13 protein-coding genes and 1 other annotated feature are annotated in these 17527 nt (G+C 36.0%); all 13 genes read left to right on the forward strand.

Features of this window, described 5'->3' with window-relative positions:
• Window positions 1–5 precede the first annotated feature (5 nt).
• The 13 genes from ACTND6_RS02685 to ACTND6_RS02745 all read left to right on the forward strand — a co-directional run bounded on the left by ACTND6_RS02685 (window position 6) and on the right by ACTND6_RS02745 (window position 17356).
• On the forward strand, window positions 6–2198 hold the full coding sequence (locus ACTND6_RS02685; protein ID WP_441021789.1) for a penicillin-binding protein: 2193 nt from the start codon (window positions 6–8) through the stop codon (window positions 2196–2198).
• Window positions 2199–2236: 38 nt separating this feature from the next.
• Complete coding sequence (gene mraY / locus ACTND6_RS02690; protein WP_441021787.1) at window positions 2237–3199, forward strand: phospho-N-acetylmuramoyl-pentapeptide-transferase; 963 nt, start codon at window positions 2237–2239, stop codon at window positions 3197–3199.
• Between the two features lie 103 nt (window positions 3200–3302).
• The gene (locus ACTND6_RS02695; protein WP_441021840.1) at window positions 3303–3581 is read left to right on the forward strand and encodes a post-transcriptional regulator; all 279 of its coding nucleotides are present in this window, start codon (window positions 3303–3305) and stop codon (window positions 3579–3581) included.
• A gap of 1 nt (window position 3582) precedes the next feature.
• Entirely contained in the window at window positions 3583–5883 is a 2301-nt protein-coding gene (gene secD / locus ACTND6_RS02700) for a protein translocase subunit SecD (protein ID WP_441021785.1), read from the forward strand.
• 52 nt (window positions 5884–5935) lie between these two features.
• A complete protein-coding gene (locus ACTND6_RS02705; RefSeq protein ID WP_441021783.1) occupies window positions 5936–6595 on the forward strand; it encodes an HAD family hydrolase in 660 nt (219 codons plus the stop codon).
• Complete coding sequence (locus ACTND6_RS02710; protein WP_320100487.1) at window positions 6592–7956, forward strand: hypothetical protein; 1365 nt, start codon at window positions 6592–6594, stop codon at window positions 7954–7956. The genes ACTND6_RS02705 and ACTND6_RS02710 overlap by 4 nt, the downstream gene beginning before the upstream one ends.
• Window positions 7956–9266 carry a UDP-N-acetylmuramoyl-L-alanine--D-glutamate ligase gene (murD, locus tag ACTND6_RS02715; protein WP_441021781.1) on the forward strand — a complete coding sequence of 437 codons (1311 nt, stop codon included), beginning with the start codon at window positions 7956–7958 and terminating at the stop codon, window positions 9264–9266. Before ACTND6_RS02710 ends, murD begins: the two co-directional genes overlap by 1 nt.
• Complete coding sequence (locus tag ACTND6_RS02720) at window positions 9256–10860, forward strand: single-stranded-DNA-specific exonuclease RecJ (protein ID WP_441021779.1); 1605 nt, start codon at window positions 9256–9258, stop codon at window positions 10858–10860. The genes murD and ACTND6_RS02720 overlap by 11 nt, the downstream gene beginning before the upstream one ends.
• Window positions 10861–10901: 41 nt before the next feature.
• Window positions 10902–11435 (forward strand): adenine phosphoribosyltransferase, encoded by a 534-nt coding sequence (locus ACTND6_RS02725; RefSeq protein ID WP_178175238.1) that lies wholly within the window; start codon window positions 10902–10904, stop codon window positions 11433–11435.
• A gap of 68 nt (window positions 11436–11503) precedes the next feature.
• Complete coding sequence (locus ACTND6_RS02730) at window positions 11504–13720, forward strand: RelA/SpoT family protein (protein WP_441021777.1); 2217 nt, start codon at window positions 11504–11506, stop codon at window positions 13718–13720.
• A 40-nt stretch (window positions 13721–13760) separates the two neighbouring features.
• Window positions 13761–13972, forward strand: a binding site (T-box leader).
• A gap of 38 nt (window positions 13973–14010) precedes the next feature.
• Window positions 14011–15276 (forward strand): histidine--tRNA ligase, encoded by a 1266-nt coding sequence (gene hisS / locus ACTND6_RS02735; RefSeq protein ID WP_178175240.1) that lies wholly within the window; start codon window positions 14011–14013, stop codon window positions 15274–15276.
• Window positions 15276–17039, forward strand: coding sequence for an aspartate--tRNA ligase (aspS, locus tag ACTND6_RS02740; RefSeq protein ID WP_441021774.1), 1764 nt, complete (start codon window positions 15276–15278; stop codon window positions 17037–17039). The genes hisS and aspS overlap by 1 nt, the downstream gene beginning before the upstream one ends.
• Window positions 17040–17107: 68 nt before the next feature.
• A complete protein-coding gene (locus ACTND6_RS02745) occupies window positions 17108–17356 on the forward strand; it encodes a YneF family protein (protein WP_178175255.1) in 249 nt (82 codons plus the stop codon).
• Window positions 17357–17527: the final 171 nt, after the last annotated feature.

Genomic DNA, 17527 nt, shown 5'->3' on the forward strand with positions numbered 1-17527 from the left:
AATAAATGAAAAAAAGAAGACGCAATCATGCGATTCGAAATATTATTTGCGTAACATTGGGGATAATGATACTCATTACAGCCAATGTTTTTGTTGTATCTATTGGTAAAGTGCATTTCCTTTCCGGTACAGATCTAAGTGTATATGCAGATAATCAAAATATCGTAACAAAAAAAGAACAGGCATTACGTGGAGAAATCAAAGATCGTAATGGAAATATTATCGCACAGGATAATAAAACATATAACATTGTATGTATCTTGGATTCTTCTAGACCATCCGTAGGAAAAAGCGTTGCATATGTCAAAGACAAAGAACATACGGCTGATGTTTTATCAAAGATTCTCCGTATGGATCGAGAGAAAATTCTGGATTATCTATCACAAGATAAATACCAGACAGAATTAGGACTTGCTGGTAGAAACCTATCTAAAAGTGTGAAAGATGAAATTGAAGCATCTGATTTAACAGGAATTGAATTTACAGATTCGATTCAGCGTGTCTACCCAAATAATGTATATGCATCAAACTTGATTGGCTACGCACAATCGGATGAGAGTGGCAATACTATTGGAAAGATGGGGCTGGAATTATATCTGGATTCCTATTTAAGAGGAACAGATGGTTCTAGAACATATCAGGTTGATAAAGATGGATATGTTCTTCCAGGGATGAAAGAAGAAAAAGTATCGGCAGTGAATGGAGATAATGTGTATTTAACATTAGATTCCGGGATTCAATCCACACTGGAACAATCCTTTCAGACAACAAAAGAAATGTTCAACGTATCACGTGCCTGGGGTGGTGCAATGGAAATCAATACTGGAAAAGTCATTGCCTGGGGACAGACACCTTCCTTTAATCCAAATACTTTGGAAAATATTGAAGACTATACGAACATTGGCGCACAGACACCATATGAACCAGGATCTACATTAAAGACATTTACATGGGCTGCCGCAATCAATGAAGGCAAGTATGATGGAAATGCTTTAGGAGATGGAAATGAATTCTGTTTTACATCTGACAGTAAGAATGATCCTGTACAGACATATTCAGAAGATAACTATGGATGTATCTATAATGCGAGAAAGAAAAAATATGGACAAATTGATTTGGATCATGGTTTAATCTATTCGTTAAATACAATTGCGGCAACAATTCAAACGCAATACATTACGCCTGAAACACATCTAGAATATTTAAAGAAATTTGGTTTCTTTTCTAATGTCAATACAGATGGATTGCCTGAAAGTTCTGGTCTATTGAACTTTACCTGGCCAGCAGATAAATTGTCTTTATCTTATGGGCAGGGCAGTACTGTTACAATGCTGCAACTATTCCAGGCATATTCATCTATTTTCTCAGACGGAACAATGGTAAAACCCTATTTTGTTGATTCCATTGTTGATCCATATGATGAAAGTAAAGTCATCTATAAAGCAGAAAAAACAGCTGTTGGCAATCCGATTACTTCTGATACCGCTAAACAGGTACAATCCATCATGTATCGTGTTGCTAATGATGAAGATGGATCTGCAAGATTCTATCAGATTCCAGAATGCAAGATTCTTGCAAAAACCGGTACAACACAGGTTGCTGACAGTGGCAGTGATGGGAATGCATATGAAACAAGTAATACAACTATTATATCTTTGATGGCTGCACTTCCTGCAGATAATCCACAGGTTCTTGTATATTACGCATTTGAAGGGGACTATAACCCGAATGCACATGCGCAGACAGATGCAACGACAGCCTTTCTAAGAAAAGTTGCACAGACATATGGATTTTCTAATGGAGATAATGCAACAATATCTTCCCAAGAAACAACACAACAGACAATTACGACAGGTACAATGCCTGACTTGTTGAATCATTCACTTCAATACGCAGATAGCAAATTAGCATCAACAGGATGCCAGACAATTGTATTAGGAAATGGAAATGCAGTGATTGATCAATTTCCAAAAACAGACAGTTCCGTTGTCAGTGGAGAAAAAGTATTCCTGTTAACAGATACAAATGCGTTTACGATGCCAGACTTGTCCGGTTGGACTAGAAAAGATGTATCGTCATTGTGGGCTGTCAGTGGATTTGGATTTGAATTAAGTGGAAGTGGAAATGTCATTTCACAATCGGTTGCTCCTGGAACTGTTGTTGAAAAGGGAACAACGATCAAAGTTGAATTTGGTTAAGAGATTGTAATATAATTATACGGCTATGGAGGCGCTTTATGGTTTTGAAACTTATGATCGGTTTTATTGTCAGCCTGGCAGTTGTTCTAGTGCTGATGCCGCCGTTTATCACATATTTAAAAAAATTGTCATTCAAACAATCAGTCAGTGAATATGCACTTGAAGATGATCAGAAGAAGGCAGGTACACCAATTATGGGAGGGGTACTGTTTATCCTTGTTCCAATTTTAGTGACACTTGTTGCTTTTCCTTCTTCAATGAAAGATCTAAATGTCTGGATCATTATTTTAGCATTTGTTGGATATGGACTGATTGGATTTATTGATGACTTTCTCATTGCGGTAAAAAAGAATAATGATGGGTTAACACCAAAGCAGAAATTTACAATGCAGGTTGTTTTAGCAGCTGCTTTCTTCTTTCTCTATCGTATGCATGGAGATCTTTCTATTATTCTTCTATTCTCTAAAACAACACTTTCTTTAGGATGGCTGTATTTCCTGCTTGTATTATTTATGTTTGCTGGAAGCTCAAATGCGGTGAATCTGACAGATGGTATGGATGGATTGAGCAGTGGCGTTACAATCATTGCTTTAGTACCATATGCAATCATTACATATGTTCAGCAGAAATATACAGTATTGATGTTTGTTCTATGTTTGATTGGTGCTTTGCTTGGATACTTATATTACAATAAAAAACCAGCAAAGGTATTTATGGGAGATACAGGTGCATTAGCTTTAGGTGGCGTATTAGCAGCTTTAGCAATGGTGACAAAAACAGAACTGCCTTTGATATTTATCGCAGGCGTTCCAGTCATTGAAACACTTTGTGTCATCATTCAGCAGGTATCTGTTAGAACAGTTCATAAAAGAGTATTCGTGTATACGCCAATTCATTATGCCTTTAGAATTAAGGGCATGAGAGAAGTGAATATTGTAAAAATGTTCTGGGTTGTAGAAGCAATATTTGCTTGTATTGGACTATGGATTGCTTTATATTAATTGGGATCAGTTATTTGATTCCTTTTTTTAAATCAGTATAAAAATCAACAAATAATTTGATATAATGTATTAGTTATCAATGGAGGAGGAAATCGATTTGGAAGTGTTTGATGTAAATAATACCTGTGTTCAGCTTGTGATGGTATTGAAAATGCAGCAACTGAAAAGCAAAGAAATTCCCTCGCTTCAATATGAAAACCTGGAAGACTATCTGAGAGATCGTCTTTGGAAAAATGATTGTCCTAGGTCGCTTCATACGGCAATCAATCAAGTTCTATCTGTAAAAGCACAAGATATTGTACGTTTTTTAGCGCGTAATGCAATTGTGAAAGGTTCATCACAAGACTTAAGTGAATTTGCAGATCTTTTTGGAGGAAAATAAAATGGCAAAGCAATCAAAAACAAAAAAGAGTTCAATTGCGGTATTCATAGGTATTGTTGCTATTCTGTTTGCTTTAGTAACAACAACTTATAGTACAGTGAAATCAAATTTGAACCTTGGACTTGATCTGCAAGGTGGATTCGAAATCTTGTATCAAGTGAAACCTTTGAATGGAGACAGTTCTATTGACATGGATGCGGTTGTGAATTCAATTTCAAAACGTATCAATGTATTAGGTGTATCTGAACCAAGTATTTCTGTTGAAGGAAATGACAGAGTCAGAGTTCAGCTGGCTGGTGTTACAGATCAAGATGCAGCACGTGAAATGATTGGTACAACTGCTAATCTTACATTCAGAGATGTTGATGATAATGAACTAGCTGATTCATCTATCTTAACGGAAGGCGGTGCATCTTTAGCATATAACGAAAATGGGCAGCCAATCGTTTCATTAAAAATCAAAGATCAGAAAAAATTTGCTGAAATGACAAAAGAAGTTTCCAAGAAAACAAAAGGAAGCAACATTATGGTCATCTGGCTTGATTATGAAGAAGGTAACTCCTATAAAACAGAAGCAGCAAAAGCTGCAAAGGGAGAAGAACCTAAATATATTTCTGCAGCAAGTGTAAATTCTGAAATTTCTGGTGACTGTCAGATTTCTGGCAACTTCACAGACGAAGAAGCACGTGAACTGGCTAACCTGATCAATTCTGGTTCTTTACCAGTCAAGATGACCGAATTATCATCCAATGTAGTTTCTGCACAGTTTGGTCAGGATGCTTTAGCAAAAACAGCTTTGGCTGGCGGTATCGGTGTAGCACTTGTTATGCTGTTCATGATTGTTAAGTATAGACTTCCTGGTATTGTATCTGCAATTATGCTTGTTGCATATATCTGGGGCGTATTTGGTCTATATTCACTTATGGGTGCAGTATTTACATTATCAGGTATCGGTGCTCTTGTTCTTGGTGTTGGTATGACAGTAGACGTTAATATCATTGATTTTGAAAGAATCAGACAAGAACTATATAAGGGTAGAAGTGTTCCAAACGCAGTTAGAGAGGGACAAACAGTATCATTCTCTGCAATCTTTGACTCACAGTTTACAACATTCCTTACAGCTTTGATTATGTATATCTGGGGTAATGGATCTGTTAAGGGATTTGCAACAATGTTGATCATTACAGTTATTATGACAATGCTGTTGAACGTTGCTTTAAGTAGAATCATGTTAAAGCTTATTGTAAATTCTCATATTGCGGATAATCATCCTGAATGGTTCGCTGTGAAGAAAGAACAGATTCCAGATATATCTAAAGGACAGTCTCAATTCTATACAGGAACACATCAGTTTGACTATGTTCAGAAATCTAAGCTTGTCATTCGTGCAGCTTTAGCTGTCTTTGCTCTTGCACTATGTCTTGGTATTTTCAATATGGCAAAGGGTAATGGTTTTGTAAAACTAGGTATTGACTTTGCTTCTGGTACAAAGCTGACAATTACATCTGATAACGCATTAACAACAGATGAAGTTAAGAGCGAAATGGAAACACTTGGCTATAAGGGTTTTGCTTATCAGGCAGCTGGAGAAAATTCTGTATACGCTACAACAACACAGACATTCTCTACAGAAGAATTGACAAAGCTAAAGGCTGAATTGAAGGATGTATATGGACAGGAACCAAACGATAACGTTGTAACTCCAGTTGTTGGTAAAGATCTTGTTAGAAATGCAATTATCTTAACAGTTGTTGCCTGGGTTGCAATGCTTGCATATATTACATTCCGTTATCAATGGGATTATGCAGTTGGATGTCTTGTTGCATTGTTCCATGACGTATTCATGGTATTGGCACTATTCATGATTGCCAGATACGAAATTAATACAGAATTAATTTCTGTATTGTTAACAATCATTGGTTATTCTATCAACAACTCTATTATCGTATTCGATAGAATTAGAGAAACAATGGAATCCAAGAAGGGCAACTTAAGCAAGGAACAGTATGCTGAAGTTGTGAACAGTTCATTAGATAAGACAATCAAGATGTCATTCTATGGATCTATTACAACTCTGTTCCCAGTTATCTTCTTGCTTTTTATGGGAAGTAATGCAATCTTTACATTTAACTTCGCTATGCTTATTGGTTTAGTCGCTGGTACATTTTCATCCTTGTTTATTGCACCAAGTGTATGGATTTATCTCAGAACTCATACAAAGCATGAGGATAAGCCAAAGAAGAAAAAGAAGCAGAATAAAGAAGTGCTTGATGAATATACATTCAAAGGAATCAACGCTTAATGCTATAATAGTAGACAGCACAATGTGCTGTCTATTTTTTTGAGGTTTGTATATGAAGATGAAAGCTGTTTTATTTGATTGCGATGGATTGATGTTTGATACTGAAAGAGTCGCACAGGATATGTGGAGAGAAATTGGAAGAAGCTATGGCGTTGAAATTCCGGATGATCTATTTGTGGCAATTACTGGTGTAAAAGATACAAGAGCTTTAACACCATATTTTGAAACTGTTCCACATTTGCAGGATATTTTAGATGCATCTAGAAAAAAGAGATTTGACTTAGAATTCTGGGCATCTTTTTATCCAGACGGTTTGAATAAAAAAGGCTTGGTTGCTTTAAATCAATATTTAAATGAGAATCATATTCCTTGTTGTGTATGTTCATCATCAAAGAAAGAATATGTAGAAACATTACTTCATACTGTCAGTGTTCCTTTACATTTTGACTCCATTGTTGGCGGAGATATGGTAGAACATGGAAAACCGGATCCAGATATTTTCTTGCTTGGTGCATCTATTTTAGGTGTAGAAGCTGAAAATTGTCTAGTTCTGGAAGATTCTAAGATGGGTATTCTTGCGGCAAAACGTGCAGGTATGCATTCCTGCTTTATTCAAGATACGATCAAGCCAGATGATGAAATGAAAGAAAATATTGAATTTGAAAAAGAAGATCTTTCGCAGGTAATTGATCTATTGGAGGAACTGCAATGAAATATGAAGAATTAAGAAAACAATATACGGAGTTTTATTATCATTCCTTTGATATTGAAGATTTGCAGGATGCATATCGATTCACATTTCATTTTGAAGCAAAAGGCCTTTCTGAATTTGCGCCTACAATGACAATTCCAAAGCCAAAAGATATTCCTTCTCACTTAAATACAAAATATGTCAAGGAAGCAGCATTTTCTCTAGGTATGGTGGAACTCATTTCCTACTGGAAAATCGCCTGTCCTGAAAATGTTATTGTGGAATGTGGAAAACTGGATGACTATCAGATTGCCTGGTGGAAGAAGCTGTATTTCCATGGTCTTGGTGAATTCTTCTACGTTAACAATATTCCTCTAGATCCTGATGGATTCATGCATTTATCTTCCTGTGGAGAACAAATCAGTGGTGATTCATATGATGCAGAAGTGAAAGGAAATCTGATTCCTGTTGGTGGAGGAAAAGATAGTTTTGTTACGCTGGATGTACTTACACCATACAAGAAAGATAATTGTGCATTTATCATTAACCCAGTTATTTCTGCAGTCAACTCTGCACATGCGGCTGGTTACAAAGAAGGAAAAGATCTGATTATCAATCAAAGAACACTGGATCCAAGAATGCTTGCACTCAACAAGCAGGGGTATCTCAATGGTCATACACCGTTCTCTGCCATGGCAGCATTTGCTTCTTATTTAACTGCTTTGATCTATGAAAGAAAGTATATTACTTTATCCAATGAATCAAGTGCAAATGAATCAACGATCAAAGGCAGTACAGTGAATCATCAATATTCAAAAACATTTGAGTTTGAGAAAGATTTCCATGAATACTGTAAACGATATCTGACATTGGACATCCAATATTTTTCTTTGTTAAGACCACTTTCCGAATTACAGATTGCTGGATTGTTTTCTCGATTAACTTCGTATCTTCCAGTATTTAGAAGCTGTAATGTTGGCTCTAAAAAGGGTGAGTGGTGTGGTCATTGTGCAAAGTGTCTGTTTGTCTGCTGCATGCTTTGTGCATATCTGGATGATAAAACGATTGTCAATATCTTCCATACAGATATGTTAAATGATCCATCTATGAAAGAACTGTTTGAACAATTAACAGGAATTCTTGATGACAAGCCATTTGAATGTGTTGGTACAAGAGATGAAGTGAATATTGCTTTATGCATGTCCATTCGTCATCATGAGAACAATCATGAAACATTGCCAGAATTACTATCCTGGTATAAAACAAGTACATATTATGAAGCATACAAAGATAAGAGTGTAGATATGCTTGCATTTAATGAAGAGAATAATCTACCTTTAGAATATGCTGAAATCTTGAAAAGAAAGCTGCGTGAATTTTAATGTTAGAAACATGGAAACAAGAATTTGAAGGAAAAAATATATGTATCTGGGGATATGGAATTGAAGGGAAAGCAACGTACCGTTTGATTCGTTCTTTATTTCCAGATATGGAAATTACAATTGCGGATGGTGGAAAAGGATTGGCTACTGCGAAAGAAACAACGGAACATACTATTTGTTTGAGTGACAAAGATTGTGATTTTTCTAAGTTTAATCTAGTGATGAAAGCACCTGGAATTGTTGTGTCTGAAGGACAGTCTTTAGACAATATCAGTGGAGAAGCACAATTGTTTTTAAAGCATTATGCTTCAAAAACAATTGGCGTAACAGGAACAAAAGGAAAATCCACAACAACATCTCTTGTTGCGGAATTACTGCGTGAAAAGTATCCAACTGTACTTGTTGGCAACATTGGTGTTGCATGTTTTGATGCAATTGAAGAAATGGAAAAAGGTGCATATGCAGCTTTTGAAATATCTTGTCACCAGCTAGAGTATTGTCCATATTCTCCTCATATCGGTGTATATTTAAATCTCTTTGAAGAACATTTAGATCACTATGGATCTTTCAAGAAATATGGAGATGCAAAGTTTAATAACTTCAAAAATATGCATGCAGGAGATATTGCAATCATGCATACAATGCTGGATCAATATGGCTATATTGAAAAAGCACCTGTAAAACCAGTATTGATTGGAAAAGATATCTATACAGATGGAAAAGAACTGCATATTCCACAAAAAATACTCACTGTAGATCACTGCTCATTGATTGGTCAGCATAACTATCAGAATTTAGCAGTCGCATGGTATATTGCGGATGTACTCGGAATCAGTGAACAGCAGGTTTTAGATGCCTGTAATAAATTCCATCCTTTACATCATCGTCTAGAAAATATTGGTACAAAGGATGGTATTCGCTATATCAACGATTCTATTTCCACAATTGGTCAGGCATGTATTCAGGCACTACAGTCTATTGATGATGCAGATGTTGTACTTGTCGGTGGAATGGATCGTGGGATTGAATATAATGAGCTGGAAGCTTACTTTAATGAGAAAAAAGACATCAAAGTCATCTTTATGTATGCAACAGGAAAAAGAATCCATCATGAAATGAAAGAAAAAGGATTCGATAGAGAAGGTCTTTTTGAAGTAGAAAATCTTGAAGAAGCCGTTTCTTTAGCAAAACAGATTTGTCGTCAAGGACACAGCGTTGTATTATCTCCAGCGGCAAGTTCCTATGATCACTTTAAAAACTTTGAAGAAAGAGGCCGTATATTTGAGGAGTTAGCATTGCATGGATCATGAACTCATTACCGTCGATGAAAAAGAAATTGTAGAAAAATGGAATGTAGGTAAATTGAGTGGAAAGCTGATTGCCGCATCCAATATGGATGATGCATTGATCTATGATCTTCTTTCTTCAGATGATCATCTTTCTGTATCTAAAGCAGATTGCGTATTAAAAGCTTGTGCACGACTGATAGAAGCAAAAAACAATCATGAAAAAGTGTTTGTTGGTGGGGACTATGATGCAGATGGCATATGTTCAACAGCAATTATGAAACGCACATTAGATGTATTTGGAATAGAAAATGGATACTATATTCCAGATCGTTTTAAAGAAGGCTATGGCTTAAATGCGAAAACAGTAGAACTTGCATACCAGAAAGGATATTCTGTTATCTTGACCGTAGATAATGGTGTCAAGGCACATGATGCTTTACAGAAAGCTAAACAGCTTGGGATGTTTGTGATTGTAACTGATCATCATGAAATTGAAGAAGAAGTTGAAGCAGATATTGTTGTACATCCTGACTATATGGAAAGTGAATTTTCATATCTTTCTGGCGCTGGGGTTGCATTGGAAATCAGCAGAAATCTGATTGGTACAGGCAGTGAATTTGATGAGCTTGTTGCCTTATGCAGTGTTGCTTTGATTGGAGATGTGATGCCTGAGTGGAAAGAAACACGCAAGCTGATCAAAAAAGGTATTTCTATTATGAAACAAGGCAGAGTAAAGTCTTTACGTTCTTTACTGCCTTATTATTCTTCTGTTGATAAAACTGCAATTGCATTTAATATTGTTCCAAAATTGAATGCGGTAGGAAGAATGAATGATATTTCAAATGTGAATACATTGGTTCCATTTCTCTTATCCAAAGATGATAATGTGATTGCTTCCTACTCTGCACAGTTGAATACTGTCAACGAAAAAAGAAAAGAATTATCAGAAATTGAAAATAGAAGTGCTGAAAAAATGATTGATGATTCTTTGATTCAGATTATTTACAGTCCAACATTTCATGAAGGTATTTGTGGACTGGTTGCGGGAAGACTTGCAAATACGTACCATAAACCATTTCTTGTTCTATCCAAAAGCAATACATTGATCAAAGGCAGCGGCAGAAGTGTTCCAGGATTTAATCTTTTTGATTTTCTTTCAGATTTTGATCAGAAGATTGCGTTTGGCGGTCATGAGCAGGCAGTTGGAATTTCTATTAAGGAAGAAGACTTGACTGTATTGAAAGAACACGTCAGCTATAAGCTGCAGCATCAGCAAATCCACTTTACACAAGAAAAGAAAAAAGCCATTCTTCTTTCAGAAGACGATGTGAGTTTTGATACCGTTGTTGATTTATCAAAACTCTCACCATATCCAAGAACGATGATAGAACCATTATTTGCATTGAAAGATGTTTCTGTGATTTCTCAAAAAGAAACACCAAAAACAATTCGCTATGAAATACAGTTAAAAAATAATGTATTAGATGCAATTGTATATAAGCGAAAAGGTATTTCGACACCAGAAAATGTAAATGGATTTGTCGGAAAACTACAAATAAATCGTTTCCGTGGAAAAATTTCTTTACAGATGATAGTGGAAGAAATATTACATTGAGATATAATATCTATATTATTTTACAAATTTGGAGGAAAAATATGTCATTAAATCTAGAAAACTATATTGCATCCATTCCAGGATTTCCAAAAGAAGGAATTTTGTTTAGAGATGTTACACCAATTCTATCTAACCCAGAAGCATACAAAGAAACAATTCGTTTATTCTGTGACTATGCTAAAAAAGTTGGCGCAACAAAGATTGCTGGACCAGAAGCAAGAGGATTCTGGTTTGGATGTCCAGTAGCTGCTGAACTTTCTCTTGGATTTGTTCCAGTTAGAAAACCTGGGAAACTTCCTCGCGAAACAGTCAGTGAAAAATATGATCTTGAATATGGTTCCAATGAAGTTTGCATGCATAAGGATGCAATTGAAGCAGGCGATAAAGTATTGATCATTGATGATTTGCTTGCTACAGGCGGTACTGCAGAAGCAAGTGCAAAAATGGTTGAAAAACTTGGTGGTGAAGTAGTTGGATGTGCATTTGTCATTGAATTATATGGCAATGGCATGGATGGCCGTGGTACTTTAAAAGACTACGATGTCTATAGTATTTTAAATCTTAGTGACAATTGATTTTATCATGCTTAATAAGTAAAAATCGAAGAGTGATTCTTCGATTTTTATCAAGAGGGGAGGTTAACATGAAAGAAAAGAACAAAGATATTGGAATTAATGATGTTCTAAAAGAAGTCAGAACATATATTCATAATGAAGAAAACATTCAAATCGTTGAACATGCAGCGAATTATGCCAGTGAAAAACATGCTGGGCAGTTTCGTCGTTCTGGAGAACCTTATCTTGTTCATTTAATTAATGTTGCCTATATCCTTGCTACTTTGAAGTGTGGCCCTAAAACAGTAGCAGCTGGCTTTCTGCATGATGTCATTGAAGACTGTGGTATTTCAAGAGATGAACTTGCGGAAGAATTTGATGAAGAAATTGCAGATATCGTAGAAGCAGTTACTAAAATTGGTACATTACGCTTTAAAGGAAAAGATGATCCTGAATATCAGGCAGCCAATCATAGAAAAATCTTTATTGCGATGGCAAAGGACGTACGTGTCATTCTTGTAAAGCTGTGTGACCGACTTCATAACATGAGAACATTACAGTATCAGCCAGAAGCAAGTCAGAAACGTATTGCGGCAGAAACATTAGATGTCTATGCACCTATTGCCCATCGTTTAGGTATCAGTGCAATCAAAAATGAATTAGAAGATCTTTGCTTTTATTATTTGAATCGTGAAGAGTATCATCATATCGCAAGTTTAGTAGAAGCGAAAAAGACAGAAAGAGATGCTGCGGTTTCTCATATGATTTCTGAAATCACTGAAATGTTGAATGAGAACCATCTGCAGTTTAGAATTTTTGGCAGAAGCAAGCATCTATATTCTATTTACAATAAAATGATCAAAAAACATAAGCGTTTTGATCAGATTCTGGATCTTCTTGCGATTCGTATCGTTACACAGTCGGAACTAAACTGTTATGAGCTTCTTGGCTACATTCACGCAAAATACAAGCCAATTCCAGGAAGACTCAAAGATTATATTGCAATGCCTAAACCAAACATGTATCAGTCATTGCATACAACAATTATTGGTGATGATGGGAAAATCTTTGAAGTACAGATTCGTACAGAAGAAATGGACAGCATTGCTGAAAACGGTGTTGCGGCACACTGGAGATATAAAGAAGGGTCAAATTATAATCCAAAGATTGAACAGAAGCAGATTGAAGAAAAACTTGGCTGGTTTAAAAACTTTGCATTATATTCAGAAGAAGAAAGTGCTTCTGAATCTGCAAGTGAATACATGGCAACATTACAGCACGATGTATTTGAAGCAAATGTCTATGTGATGACGCCAATGGGTAGAGTCATTGATCTTCCTAGTGGAGCTACACCAATTGACTTTGCATACCGTGTTCATACAGATGTTGGACATACCTGTGTTGGTGCAGTTGTCAATGGTGTCATGGTTCCTTTAAATACAGAATTACATACAGGGGATGTCATTGAAATCAAGACAAGAAAAGGAACAGAACCAAGTGAAGACTGGCTGCAGTTTGTTAAAACAAATCAGGCAAGAAATAAGATCCGTAATTTCCTGCAGAAAAAAGAAACGGAAAAACGATCTGAACTTGTTGATCTTGGTGAAAAACTGTTAAGAGAAGAGTTAATAAAACGTGGATTTGATGCAAAAGAATACATGGATAAAAAACGCCTGGAAGCAGCCTATCATGATTTCCAGGTTGGCACTTACGTTGATTTCATGTATGGAATCGCAGTGAAATCCATTAACCCAACAGTCGTTACTGAAAAACTGACACGTCAGAAAGCACGCGTTACGGACTTTGAAGAACAGGCAATTTCTCGTATTACAAATCGTGATACAAGTAAAAAAGCAAATACAAAAACAGGTATTATTGTTCCGGGTATTGAATCTATGAGAATGAGTATTGCACAATGTTGTTTACCTGTATATGGAGATGAAATCAAAGGCTTTATTACCAAAGGAGAAGGTGTTAAAGTGCATCGTGCAATGTGTCCGAATATTCATTCTGCAAATGCAAGATTGATTGATGTCATGTGGGATGCAGGAGATCCAACACGTACATATGATTCTGAAATTGTGATTACTGCACGGGACCGTGCATTTCTTGTAACAGATATATTAACAGTCATTTCTCAATTTAAAGCACCAATTGATAAAATCAATGCTGATGTCAATCATGAGCTGTTGATTTCAACATTAAAGCTGACTGTACGTGTGCATGATGTGGAACATTTAAATACATTGATTGCAAATATTAGAAAAGTGGAATCTGTTGTGGATGTTGATCGAGGCTTCCACTAATTCACTTGTTTATTATAGAAAAGAAGTTTATAATGCTTATGCAATTTCGATGAAAGAGAAATTCTTAAAGATTCATTTTTAGAGACAATGATCAGGTGAAAGCATTGAATGAAATCAATAAGAAAAGACACTCTGGAGAAGATATTCTGAAAGATGAGTAGGAATATTCGTTAACCGCGTTAAGGTAATGAAGTGTGCATCTAATGAGTTAGATGTGAATAAAGGTGGTACCGCGCTATGAGCGTCCTTTTGTGTAAAGGGCGTTTTTTGTTTATATAAAGGAGGTTAATATGAACTACCAGACACCTAGAGGAACATACGACATTTTACCAGAAGAGATGAATGCCTGGCATGATGTTGAAGATGTCATCAAAGAAGTAACAAGAGTATACCGTTATCAGGAAATCCGTACACCATATTTTGAAAGTACAAATGTATTCAAAAGAGAAAACGATTCCTCTGATATGGTAAATAAGGAAATGTATACATTTCAGATGGGAAGTGATTCCTATACATTGAGACCAGAAGGAACAGCTGGTGTCATTCGTGCATTTGATCAGCATAAGCTATATGGATCTATGGAACTTCCTGCTAGATTCTATTATTGTGGAGCAATGTTCAGACATGAACGTCCACAGAAGGGAAGACAGCGTCAATTCACACAGTTTGGTGTAGAAAATATTGGTGCGAAGTCTCCTGAATTAGATGCGGAAACAATTGCACTAGGCTATGACATTGTTAAGAAGATGGGTATTTCTTCTGTGAAGGTATTGATCAACACATTGGGAGATGATGATTCTAGAAGTGCATATAGAGAAGCTTTAAAGAAGCATTTTGAACCACATTTAGATGAATTGTGCTCTGACTGCCATAGAAGATTTGAACAGAATCCATTAAGAATTCTTGACTGTAAAGTTGATCATGATCTTGACTGTATGAAACAGGCACCATCATTAAGTGAATATCTCAATGATGAAAGTAAAGAATATTTTGCGCGTGTACTGAAAGCATTGGATGCACTAGGTATTCCATATGAAATCGATGAAAGACTTGTCAGAGGTCTAGACTACTATACACATACAGTATTTGAAGTTGTATCAACACGTCCAGAATCAGGATCACAGGCAACAATTTTCGCAGGTGGCAGATATGACCACTTTGTTGAATACTATGGTGGACCACAGATGAGTGGTATTGGCTTTGCGATTGGCCTGGAAAGATTGATTTCCTTAGCAAGAGAAGAAGGACATGATTTTGGTCATACAGATGATCTAGATGCCTATGTCATTGGCCTTGGTGATGTGAATGATGCTGTTCTAACATATACACAGATGTTAAGACATGAAGGATACGTTGCAGAAGGAAACCTTGTAAAACGTGGCTTAAAAGCACAGTTTAAATCTGCAGATCGAAAGAAGGCAAAATACATTGTCATCATTGGTGAAGAAGAAGTTGCTAATGGAACATGTAATGTCAAGAAGAGTGGCGAAGAACAAATCACAATCAAGAAAGAAGAATTGATTGAAACGATTGGAAAATGGGAAGGTAACAAGTAATGAAAAGAACACATGAAAATGGAACTTTACGTGCAGCAAATGCTGGCGAAAAAGTAACTTTGATTGGATGGGTAGCAAAAAGAAGAAATCTTGGATCATTAGTATTTATTGATCTAAGAGATCGCAGCGGCATTGTACAGGTAACATTTGATGAAACAATGGCTGAAAAGGTAAAAGATGTTCGTAATGAATATATTTTACAGGTAACAGGTACAGTACAGTTACGTAAGGATGCAAATCCTAAGATGGCAACTGGTGAAATTGAAGTACATGCAGAAGATGTTGTAATTGTTAACAGCTCTGATGTTCTTCCAATTGATCTATCTGAAAATTCCACAACAAATGAAGACACAAGATTGAAGTATCGTTATCTTGATCTTAGAAGAACAACAATTCAAAAGAATCTGATCTTAAGACATAAAATCTGTATGGTTGCTAGAAGAGTTCTTGATCAGGAAGGTTTCATTGAAATTGAAACACCAATTCTGGCAAAGAGTACACCAGAAGGTGCAAGAGACTACCTTGTACCATCAAGAATCTACAATGGTCATTTCTGGGCACTTCCTCAATCTCCACAGATCTACAAGCAGCTATGTATGATTGGCGGTATGGAGAAGTATTTCCAGATTGCAAGATGCTTTAGAGATGAAGATTTAAGAGCAGACCGTCAGCCAGAATTTACACAGATTGATATTGAAATGAGTTTTGGTGATGAAGATACAATTTTCGGTATTGTTGAAAATCTAATGAAGAATATCTTCAAAGAAACAAAGAACTATGACTTAGAAGATCATTTTGTACGTCTTCCTTGGGAAGAATGTATGAGGAGATATGGTTCTGATAAACCAGATTTAAGATTTGAAAATGAAATTCAGGATATTACAGATTTGTTCAAGAATACAGAATTTGCTGTATTTAAAAATGTTGTAGAAGATACAAGAGGAATGATTGGTGCATTAAAGTTTGAGAATGCACAGGATAAGTATTCTCGTAAGGGATTAGACAAGCTGCAGGAATTTGTAAAACACGGATTCAAGGCAAAAGCACTTGCATATCTGAAGATGGCAAATGGAGAACTGTCAGGTTCTATTGTGAAGCCATTAAGTGAAGAAGAAAAGAATGCAGTTGTTGAAAGATTAGACATGAAAGATGGTGATCTTGTTCTTATCATTGCAGATAACAATCGTATCGTTGAATCTTCTCTTGGTGCTTTAAGAGTCAAGCTTGCACATGAATTAGATCTCATTCCAACTGGTGAATGCTATAAGTTCTTGTGGGTAACAGACTTCCCAATGTTCGAATATTCTGAAGAAGAAAACAGATGGGTAGCTGCACATCATCCATTTACTGCACCTAAGGAAGAAGATATTGATAAGCTATTCTCTGATCCAGAGCATGTATCTTCTAGAGCATATGACTTAGTATTAAACGGATATGAATTATTATCTGGTTCAATTCGTATTCATGATCAGGATCTTCAGGAGAAGGTATTTGAAGCAATTGGATTATCTATGGAAAAGGCAAAGGAAAGATTTGGCTTCTTCTTAGATGCATTCAAGTTTGGTACTCCTCCACATGGCGGTGTTGGTATTGGTCTAGAAAGATTAACAATGGTACTTGCTGGAACAGACAATATTCGTGATGTTGTAGCATTCCCAACAACAAACTCTTCATTAGATCTCATGTCTGATGCACCTGGTAATGTTGATCCTGAACAGTTGTCTGTACTAGGAATTGAAGTTTCTAAAAAAGATTCTGAATGAATCATATAGGAAATCTCATTCTTATTTGATATAATGCTTAGTGACGTTTAAAAAGGTAGGTATTAATGATGAGTACATTTTGGTCAAGTGTTTTATGGTTTGTAGCTGGTGCAGCTGTTGCAGCAGTGATCACATTCTTTGTTTCTAGAAACTATTTCCAGAAGCAGATTGAAGAAAATCCGCCAATCAACGAAAAGATGATTCGTGCAATGTTCATGCAGATGGGAAGAAAACCAAGTGAAGCACAGGTTCGTCAGGTTATGAAATCCATGGGCGTTAAACCTAAGGAAGCAAAAGACGAAAAGAAAAAGAAGTAAAATAAATACATCCAGATGAAAATCTGGATGTTTTATTTTGGTTATGGAAAAAGAATAATATTTCATAATTAACCATCAGATTCACTATTGAGCAAAAATAGGAAAAGCAGCATTCAAAGCATTCGTAATCTGTCTGCGGGTCATTGGATGAGATTTAAAAATATATTTGGC

Source organism: Bulleidia sp. HCP3S3_C9 (assembly GCF_052064035.1).
GTDB lineage: Bacteria > Bacillota_I > Bacilli_A > Erysipelotrichales > Erysipelotrichaceae > Bulleidia.